Genomic DNA, 8,653 nt, shown 5'->3' on the forward strand with positions numbered 1-8,653 from the left:
CTGAGTGCGGCCCGACCTCCCGACTCCATCGAGGAACCCCATGTCACGCGCACTGCATCTCGCCGGTTTCCTGATCGCCTCGCATGTCACGCATTCCCATGCGGCGTGGCGGCATCCGGGGTCGGAGACCGACTACCTCGGGCCGGGCTACTACCGCCGGGTGGCGCAGACGTTGGAGCGGGGCAAGTTCGATTTCCTGTTCTTCGCCGATCTGCTCGCCACCCCGGTCCGGTACGGCAACGACATCCGCGTGCCGCTGCGCAGCGGCACCCAGGCCTCGGCCACCATCGATCCGTCGCTGGTGGCGGCGAGCCTGGCGAATGTCACCGACCGGCTCGGGCTCGCGATCACCAAGTCCACCACGTACTTTCACCCCTACGAGGTGGCGCGGATCTTCGCCACGCTGGACCATCTGTCGGCGGGCCGGGCCGGATGGAATGTCGTCACGTCGCTGAACCAGGCCGAGGCGCAGAACTTCGGGCTGGACAACCACCTCGGGCACGACGAGCGTTACGACCGCGCGCACGAGTTCCTCGAGGTCGCGCTGAAGCTCTGGGGCAGTTGGGATCCCGGCGCCCTGGTGCAGGACAAGGCGTCCGGCGTCTTCGCCGATCCGGACAAGGTGCACGTGGTCGACCACGAGGGGACGTGGTTCAAGACCCGTGGCCCGCTGACGGTTCCGCGCTCGCCGCAACAGCGGCCGGTGCTCATCCAAGCCGGGTCGTCCTCTGTGGGTAAGGATTTCGCGGCGCGCTGGGCCGAGGCGGTCTTCGAGATAGACCCCACGCCGGAGGGCCGCCGGGCCTATTACGACGACATCAAGTCCCGCGCTTCGAATTTCGGCCGCAACCCGGACGACATCAAGATCTTCCCCTCGTTCGTGCCGTTCGTCGGCGAGACCGAGACGATCGCCCGCGAGAAGCAGGCCTTCCACAACGAACTCGCCGATCCGGTGTCCGGGCTGATCACCCTGTCGGTGCACACCGATCACGACTTCTCGCAGTACGACCTGGACGCCCCGATCGAGGATGTGGTGGTACCGGGCACCCAGGGCCTGTTCGATGTCGCGCGCCGGCTCAGCATCCGGGACAACCTGACCCTGCGCGACATCGGCAAGCTCTACGCGCAGGGTGTGCTGCTGCCACAGTTCGTCGGCACCCCGGCCCAGATCGCCGACGAGATCGAGGCGGGCTTCCGCGGCGGCGAGGCCGACGGCTACATTCTCTCGGCCGCGCAGGCGCCCGGCACCTTCGTGGATTTCGTGGATCTCGTGGTCCCGGAACTACAGCGGCGCGGCCTGTTTCGCACCGAGTACACCGGCACCACGCTGCGTGACCACCTCGAACTGGGGCCCGCGAACCTGCGACCCGCGCCGCGTGCGGTCGCGGCCGCCGCGGGGTAGCCGCATCGGCTGTGGCCGGTATCACGGGGCGAGCCACACCGTCGCGCACGCCTGGGCGGCTACCGTCGGAAGTGATGTTCTCGTTTTAGAGAACGTCTTACGGTGGCGGAGGGATGACCGTGACGACCTTACCGAGCAGCAGCCTCGAGGATCGCGGCCGCATCCTGCGCGAGATGGGCTTCGGGACCCAGCGGGTCGGCGACGAGCTGCACGGCTTCGCCGAGATCACCCCCGAGATGCACGTTCCCGGCGCCGCGTCGCTGCGCACCTCCGTGCTGGCGACGTGGGCGGACACCGTGTCGGGTCTGCTGGCGTCGCTGGTCATGGGTCCACGGGTGCCCGTGACGCTCGAACTCGATGTGCACCTGTACCGCCCGGCGCCCGCCACGGGCGAGGTGCGGGCCGTCGGCCGCACGGTGAAGGTGGGCCGCTCGGTGTTCGTGGCGGAGTGCGAGTTCAGCGTGGACGACGAGCCGATCGCCTGCAGCGGCGCCTCTTTCATGGTGGCGCCCGATCCGGATGTGCAACTGCCGTCGTGGCTGAGCGTGGACCTGCCGCGCTCGTCGGAACGCTTGCCGGTGCCGCTGGCCGAGCGGGCCCGGTGCGAGCGGGTCGGGCCGGGGACGGTGCTGCTGCCGCGTACCCAGGAGGGGCTCAACGCGTCCGGCACCGTCAACGGCGGACTGCTCGCGCTGGCCGCCGAGGAGGCGGTGCTCACCCTCGCCCCCGGCGCGGGCTTGAGTTTTCTGGGCCTGCGCTACCTGCTCGGCGCCCGCGTCGGGCCCGTGCTCGCCAAGGCCCGCTTGCACCGCGGCCTCGCGCGGGTCGAGGTGCGCGATTCCGGCAACGAGCACCGGCTCACCACCCTCGCCACGGCCCGCGTCTTCGCCTGAACAACAACGCCCGCCCCGGTCGGCGCGCGGATTTTGCTGTCACCCCGGTCGTTGTCCGCCGTACTGTTTGCGAGCTGGAGCAACGGGTACTTGCCGTGATGTAGCTGTTGACGTTGTCAGACCCGCGGAACTACCGCGGGCAGCGAGTGGAGACAACGGCTACGGACCGTTCGGGCGGCAGAGGGTGTAGCGCCGTGGCCGAACGGCTCGACAACTGTTCCACGAATCATGCGGTGCACGCCGCCGCCTTCTCTGCGTGGCATGGGCACCGATGCACATGAGGAGGAGCTATGACACACGCGACGCTGGAATCCGTGATCGGTAATACCGTTTACGACTCCGCCGGCGACAAGATCGGCAAGGTCAAGCAGATCTATCTCGACAACGCCTCGGGAGCGCCGACGTGGGCGGCGGTGTCCACCGGAATGTTCAGCGGTGACTCGATGGTCCCGCTGGCCGGCGCCAAGCACCGGCCCGACAATGACACATTGCAGGTCGGGGTCGACAAGGCGCACGTCAAGTCGGCGCCCTACCTGGACGACGACGGCCACATCAGCCGCGAGGCCGAGCAGGAGTTGTTCCGCCACTACGGCATCAACCCGCAACAGGCGGGCTGGACGGCCTACGGGCGCCAGCAGATTCGCCCGGGGCCCGAGGAGCCGATGACCTACGGCCGCGACAACGACGAGATGATCCGCTCGGAGGAGCGGCTCGAGATCGGCACCGAACGGCAGGAGGCCGGCCACGCGCGGCTGCGGAAGTACGTGGTGACCGAGAACCAGTCCGTGGACGTGCCGACCACCCACGAGGAGGTGCACATCGAGCGGGAGCCCATCACCGACCCCTCGCAGGTGCGCTCGTCCGAGATGGGCGATCAGGAACAAGAGGTCACCCTGCACGAGGATCGGGTGACCGTGCACAAGGAATCGGTCCCGGTGGAACGGGTCCGGCTCGCCGTGGACGAGGTGGAGGACCATCAGACGGTCTCCGACACCGTCCGCAAGGAACGGATCGACACCGAGGGCGTCGACACCGACAAGCGCCCCCGCAACAAGGGCGATCGCTGACCCCAACCGCGCAGGAGACCGGGGACCACCCCGGTCTCCTGCTGTGTGACACGCCCCCGGCGGATGTGCGACAGTGATAGCTTGTGCATCCGGTCGGGGCCGGATTGGGTTGGCTACGGGGAGTTTTGGGATTTGACAACGAAATACCTGGTGCGCGGCGCGGCGATCGCGGCCGTCACCGCGGTCACGGCCGCGCTGTCCGCGGCGATCGGAGCGCCGGCGGGGGCGGCGCCGGTCGATCCCGTCACGGCCTCCGGGCAACCGGCCGCCTCGCCGGTCACCCCCGACGGGTCGCGCATCGCGAGCTTCACCGTTCACGACCCGCGCCATCTGACGCTGCGGGTGTTCTCGGGGGCGATGAACAAACAGATCACCGTCGACGTGCAGCGGCCCGCCGACACCTCCGTGCCGCGCCCGGTGCTGTACCTGCTCAACGGATCCGGCGGCGGCGAGGATCTCGACACCTGGAATTCCATGACCGACACGCTGCGGTTCCTCGGCGACAAGAACGCCAATATCGTGCAGCCGATCGGCGGCGCCTGGAGCCTCTACACCGACTGGGTGGCAGACGATCCCGTGCTCGGCCGCAACAAATGGAGCACCTTCCTCACCGAGGAACTTCCGCCGCTGATCGACGCGGCGCTGGCGGCCGACGGCCGCAACGCGATCGTCGGCCTGTCCATGGCGGGCGATTCGGTGCTGGCGCTGGCCATCGCCAAACCGGGTCTGTATCGCAGCGTGGCCTCCTACAGCGGCTGCGCCCAGACCAGTGACCCGCTCGGCCAACGCGTGGTGAAGACGATGGTGGAGGTCTGGGGGCACGGCGATCCGGCCAATATGTGGGGCCCGGACAACAGCCCGCTGTGGGCGGCCAACGATCCCTACGTGCACGCCGAACGGTTGCGCGGGCTGAACCTGTTCGTCTCGGCGGGCAACGGCCTGCCCGGTCCGCACGACACCCTGGACAGCCCCTTCCTGACCTACGGCAGCACCCGCAGCCCCGAGACCCTGGCGAACCAGATCCTGCTCGGCGGGCTCATCGAGGCGGGGGTGAACGCCTGCACCCGGAATCTGCAGAATCGCTTGAACGACTTGGGAATTCCCGCGACCTACGACTTCACCGCGAACGGGACGCACTCCTGGGGCTACTGGCAGGACGCCTTCAAGCAGTCCTGGCCCGTGCTCGCCGACGGCTTGGGCCTGTGACGGTAATTCCTCATCCGCGGCCGGGCGGCAGGAGTTCGCGGACGAAGGCCAGCGAGTCGAGCAGCGACGCCCGTAGTGTCCCGCTGTGGTCGGATGGATAGGTGCGCAGGGTGATCGGCATGCCGTTCGCCCGCATCGCCGCCGCGACGGCCAGGGTGCCGGGCGCGGGTGACATCGTGTCGAACAGTCCCTGCCCGATGAATACCGGCCGGTCGTAGCCGCCGACCGGAATGCCCATGTGGCCGCTCAGCAGGGCGGGCGCATTCGGCAAGGCGGCCAACGGTTTCGCGAACAGATCGCCGAGAACGACCGGGGGAGAAGCGACTTCGGTGGCGAGGTCGCTCTCGCAGAGCCGCTCCGCGCGGTCCAGCCAGTGGCGGCCCGCTGCGGTCAGGTAGGAGTCTATGTTCAAGTGCGGGAAGGAACTTCGCAGACCGGACAGCGAGAACAGGGCGACCGCGGTGGTCTCGGCCGGGAGCGGCACGGGCGGCAGGTGCGGGCCCAGCGCCAGGAGCGCGTTCTCGAGCAGGCCGGGTACACCGGTCGCGACCGCGCCGCGATAGTCGAGCCCGGCGCCGCGCCGGGTGGCGGCCCGCGCCGTCCACAGCGCCGCCGCACCGCCCTGTGACTGGCCGACCACCACCCAGCGATTCGACAGGATTCCCGGAAAGGCTCGTGCGCTCGCGGTGACGGCGTCGACCACGCTGTCGGCCGCGACCACCCCGTTGTCCTTCGGGTGCGGGCCGGGCGTGCCGAGGCCGACGTAGTCACTCGCCACGATGGCATAACCCGCGCGCTGCCACGCGCCGAGATAACTCCAATCGCGTTCGCGCAGGGACGGTCCCGCGACGCTGTAGGCACAGTGGTCGGCGACACCTACGGTGCCGTGTGCCCAGGCGACGATCGGCCAGCCGCCGGCGGGCGGTTCCCCGGCGGGGAGATACACCGCCGCGCTGCTCAGTGCCGGTTGCTCGCCGACGCCCGTCGACCAGTGCACCACGCGGCGCGCGTCGGCGGAGCCGGGCAGCGTGGCTTCCGGCGCGAGCCCCGTCACCGAGACGAGCTGTCCGGGGCCGCCGGGATCCTCGGCCGTCGCGGCGGGGGCAGCGAACAAGGCCGCTCCCGCGCCGATCGAGACGGACGCGAGGACGGCGACGATCGTTCGCACGCGGTCGTACCGGGACACGCCGAAGAGGATAACCACTCCGCGGCCCGCCCGGATGTTCCATATCGTGGGATTCTCGGCGGCTTCCGATAGACATCGCCTCTGATAGCTGGGAGTATGCCCGCGTCAGAAACGATGAGCTCGCGCCGGTGCCCCCGGCCGGGTTCGCCGGAGAAGTGGGAACACGCCGACCTCCGCCGGGAGGCCGGACGATGAGGGGGTCGTGTGGCGACGACTGCGCAATTGCGGGCGGTGCTGGCGGTACTGCAGGTGGGCGCGGAGGACGCGGCCGCCGACGGTGCCGCGCGCGATCCGTCGGTCGAGCACGCGGAGCTGACGGGTTTGCTGCATCGCCTGATCAGTAACGAGTTGCGGGAGGTGATCGTGGCGGCCCCGCTGGGCGAGACCGGTCGCCGGTGGTCGGCCGCCGCGACGGTGCCGGTCGGTGAGACGACGCTGTCCGAGCAGGCGCAGTTCGACGCGCGCTGGCTGCGGGACCGGATCGCCACCCTGGTCTCGCGCAGCGGCCCCGATCCGATCCCGGCGCTGCTGGCCGCCGCGGTGCAGGCCGTGGACGCCGCGACCGCGCTGCTGGCATTGTCCCGTGATCCGTTCGGCGACGGCAGCGAGAGCGCCTGGCAGTCCGTGATCGACGATCTCGCGACCGCGTTCCACCTCGTCAACGACGAGCACAACAGCGTCACGCAGCCGATTCGCTAGTCGCCCAACGGTTTCCGGGCCTCCGCAGGCAGACGAAGGCGGCCGCGAACAGCGCGAGGGTCAGCCAGATGTAGGCGTTGTGATAGAAGACGCCGAGATGAGCGCGGGGCGGCAGATTCAGCACGCTCGCGAGCATCGGGTCGTAGAAGGCCAGCACGCCGCCGGAGGCGATCACCAGCGCGGCCGCCAGCCCGAGTGGTGCGGCGAGGCCTCGACGGCGCACCGCCAGGTCGGTCAGATAGATCAGCAGCGGCGCCAGCCACACCCAGTGATGCACCCAGCTGTAGGGAGACACCGCGGTCGTGGTGAGCCCGACCAGTACCACCGCGGGTAGTTCCCGCCCGGTCGAGGAGAGCTGCCGGGCCAGCGCCAGGCACAGCACGGCGACGGCGGCCGCACCCGCCAGCCACAGCAGCTGATGTTCGCCGCCGACGCCGAGCGTCCGGGCGATCATCCCGCGCAGCGACTCGTTCTGCGGATTCTCGGGCACGCCCACCCGCGTGGGATCGGCGAACGCGCCGGTCCAGTACGTCAGCGAATCCTTCGGCAGCACGGCGAGGCCGAGCAGCGCGGTCGCGACGAATGCGGCGGCGGACGTGGCGGCGGCCCGGAATCGGCGCGTGACAAGGAAATACACCACGAAGAACGCCGGCGTCAGCTTGATCCCGGCCGCGATTCCGGTCAGCGCGCCCTTCCAGCGCGAGGAATCGGGCAGTGCCATATCCGCCAGTACGAGCAGCAGCAGGAAGATGTTGATCTGGCCGAACGCCATGGTCTCGCGAACCGGCTCACACCACAGCAGCAGTCCGGCGATGGGCAGGCTCGCCACCGCCAGCCGCAGATCTCGGCGGTAGCCGAGCATGGACAGCGCCGCCCAGCAGGACGCCGCGAGCATGGCGAAGTTGCCCAGCGCGCCGGCGTAGCGGAACAGCTCACCGCTGAGCGCGACGAGCGGCGTGAACAGCAGTGCGGCGAACGGCGTGTAGACGAACTCCCAGACGCCGCGGGTATTGCCCAGCAGCGGGGTGTCGTACACGGAGGTGCCGTCGACCGCGCGCTGTCCGGCGATCTGATAGACCTTCAGGTCCATCAGATGCATCATCACCTGCGGCGTCTCGACCACCTGCTTGACCCAATACCCACCCGCGAGCGCGCCGAGTGCGAGAACGGTCCAGAACACGGCAGCGGGCAGGGGGCGACGCTGCGGGGTCGTTCCTGCCGAGGACGGCGCAACCGCGTCCTCGATCGTCGCCAGCGACACACACCCTCCCAACGATCGGGCTCCGGACCGGCCCCACGGTAATAGCAGTCGGGTGGCGACCGCCAACCGTGCGCACCGAGCGGAGGGTCGTGAGGGATTCCTGGGGACGTGGATCCCGGCCAAAAGCATGCCGGGATGACCTGGATGTCCGCGAGGGATGCCGGGGTGACCTGGGATGTCCGCGAGGGATGCCGGGGTGACCTGGGATGTCCGCGGGGGAGCCGGGATCCGCACCGCTTAGTCGTCGCTGATCACCGTCGTGACCATTCGGCGGACGGCTCGCGCATCCGGCGGGTCGCCGGTGCGGTCGGCGAAGAGCAGGTGGGCGGTGCCGACCAGCATGGGGGCGAGCCCGTCGGGGTCGGAATCGGGCGGGATGCGGCCGAGGTCCTGTTCGGCGGACAGGTAGGTGGCGATCATGGTGGCGGCGTCGGTGAGGACGGGGACGCCCGCGGGCCAGGTGTCGCGCAGCCGGGCGCGCAGCGCGTCGCGGAAGGTGATGAGCGGGATGATCGCCACGGCAACCGATTCGAAGACCGCGAGCAGCGCACCGGTCAGATTGTCGACCACCGTCCCGGCCCCGGCCGACGCCAGCAGCGCGGAAGCCTGCGGGTCCATCCGGCGGGCCCGGTCCAGGACGAATTCGGCCAGGAAGGCGTCGAAGTCGGCGAAATGCCGGTGCAGCACGCCCTTGGCGCACCCGGCCTCGGCGGTGACGGCGCGGCTGGTCAGCGCGCTCGGCCCGTCCCGGAGCAGGATGCGTTCGGCCGCGTCGAACAATTGCTCGCGCACGTCGCGCAGCGCGACCCCGGTCGGCATTGCGGGCGAATCTCCTTCAGCTGTGGGCGAACTCGACATCGAGTGGGGGGGGGGCCCATTTATGTGGGGGGGGGGGCCCGCGAACATGAGCGGGCCCCGGGGGGGGCGGCCCCCCACCCC

Annotated in this window: 8 protein-coding genes; 5 read left to right on the plus strand and 3 right to left on the minus strand. The window is 69.8% G+C overall.

Annotation, left to right across the window (positions count from 1 at the left end):
• Window positions 1-40 precede the first annotated feature (40 nt).
• From QH470_RS05855 to QH470_RS05870, 4 genes are all read left to right on the plus strand, one after another.
• Window positions 41-1,402: an LLM class flavin-dependent oxidoreductase gene (locus QH470_RS05855; protein WP_280271229.1), complete on the plus strand. Its 1,362-nt coding sequence runs from the start codon at window positions 41-43 to the stop codon at window positions 1,400-1,402.
• A 113-nt stretch (window positions 1,403-1,515) separates the two neighbouring features.
• The gene (locus QH470_RS05860; RefSeq protein ID WP_280271230.1) at window positions 1,516-2,295 is read left to right on the plus strand and encodes a PaaI family thioesterase; all 780 of its coding nucleotides are present in this window, start codon (window positions 1,516-1,518) and stop codon (window positions 2,293-2,295) included.
• 290 nt (window positions 2,296-2,585) lie between these two features.
• The gene (locus QH470_RS05865) at window positions 2,586-3,362 is read left to right on the plus strand and encodes a PRC and DUF2382 domain-containing protein (protein ID WP_280271231.1); all 777 of its coding nucleotides are present in this window, start codon (window positions 2,586-2,588) and stop codon (window positions 3,360-3,362) included.
• 165 nt (window positions 3,363-3,527) lie between these two features.
• Window positions 3,528-4,568 (plus strand): alpha/beta hydrolase, encoded by a 1,041-nt coding sequence (locus QH470_RS05870; protein ID WP_425302614.1) that lies wholly within the window; start codon window positions 3,528-3,530, stop codon window positions 4,566-4,568.
• Window positions 4,569-4,578: 10 nt separating this feature from the next.
• Here QH470_RS05870 and QH470_RS05875 read toward each other — a convergent pair whose 3' ends face one another.
• The gene (locus QH470_RS05875) at window positions 4,579-5,736 is read right to left on the minus strand and encodes an alpha/beta hydrolase family protein (RefSeq protein ID WP_425302615.1); all 1,158 of its coding nucleotides are present in this window, start codon (window positions 5,734-5,736) and stop codon (window positions 4,579-4,581) included.
• Window positions 5,737-5,958: 222 nt separating this feature from the next.
• Between QH470_RS05875 and QH470_RS05880 the strand changes: the two genes are divergently transcribed.
• Window positions 5,959-6,453, plus strand: coding sequence for a hypothetical protein (locus QH470_RS05880; RefSeq protein ID WP_280271234.1), 495 nt, complete (start codon window positions 5,959-5,961; stop codon window positions 6,451-6,453).
• Here QH470_RS05880 and QH470_RS05885 read toward each other — a convergent pair.
• Both QH470_RS05885 and QH470_RS05890 read right to left on the minus strand, forming a co-directional pair.
• A complete protein-coding gene (locus tag QH470_RS05885; protein ID WP_280271235.1) occupies window positions 6,434-7,714 on the minus strand; it encodes a glycosyltransferase 87 family protein in 1,281 nt (426 codons plus the stop codon). The two genes, QH470_RS05880 and QH470_RS05885, sit on opposite strands and share 20 nt — an antisense overlap.
• A gap of 237 nt (window positions 7,715-7,951) precedes the next feature.
• Window positions 7,952-8,533: a TetR/AcrR family transcriptional regulator gene (locus QH470_RS05890; RefSeq protein ID WP_280271236.1), complete on the minus strand. Its 582-nt coding sequence runs from the start codon at window positions 8,531-8,533 to the stop codon at window positions 7,952-7,954.
• Window positions 8,534-8,653: the final 120 nt, after the last annotated feature.

Source organism: Nocardia wallacei, from assembly GCF_029868745.1.
GTDB lineage: Bacteria > Actinomycetota > Actinomycetes > Mycobacteriales > Mycobacteriaceae > Nocardia > Nocardia wallacei_B.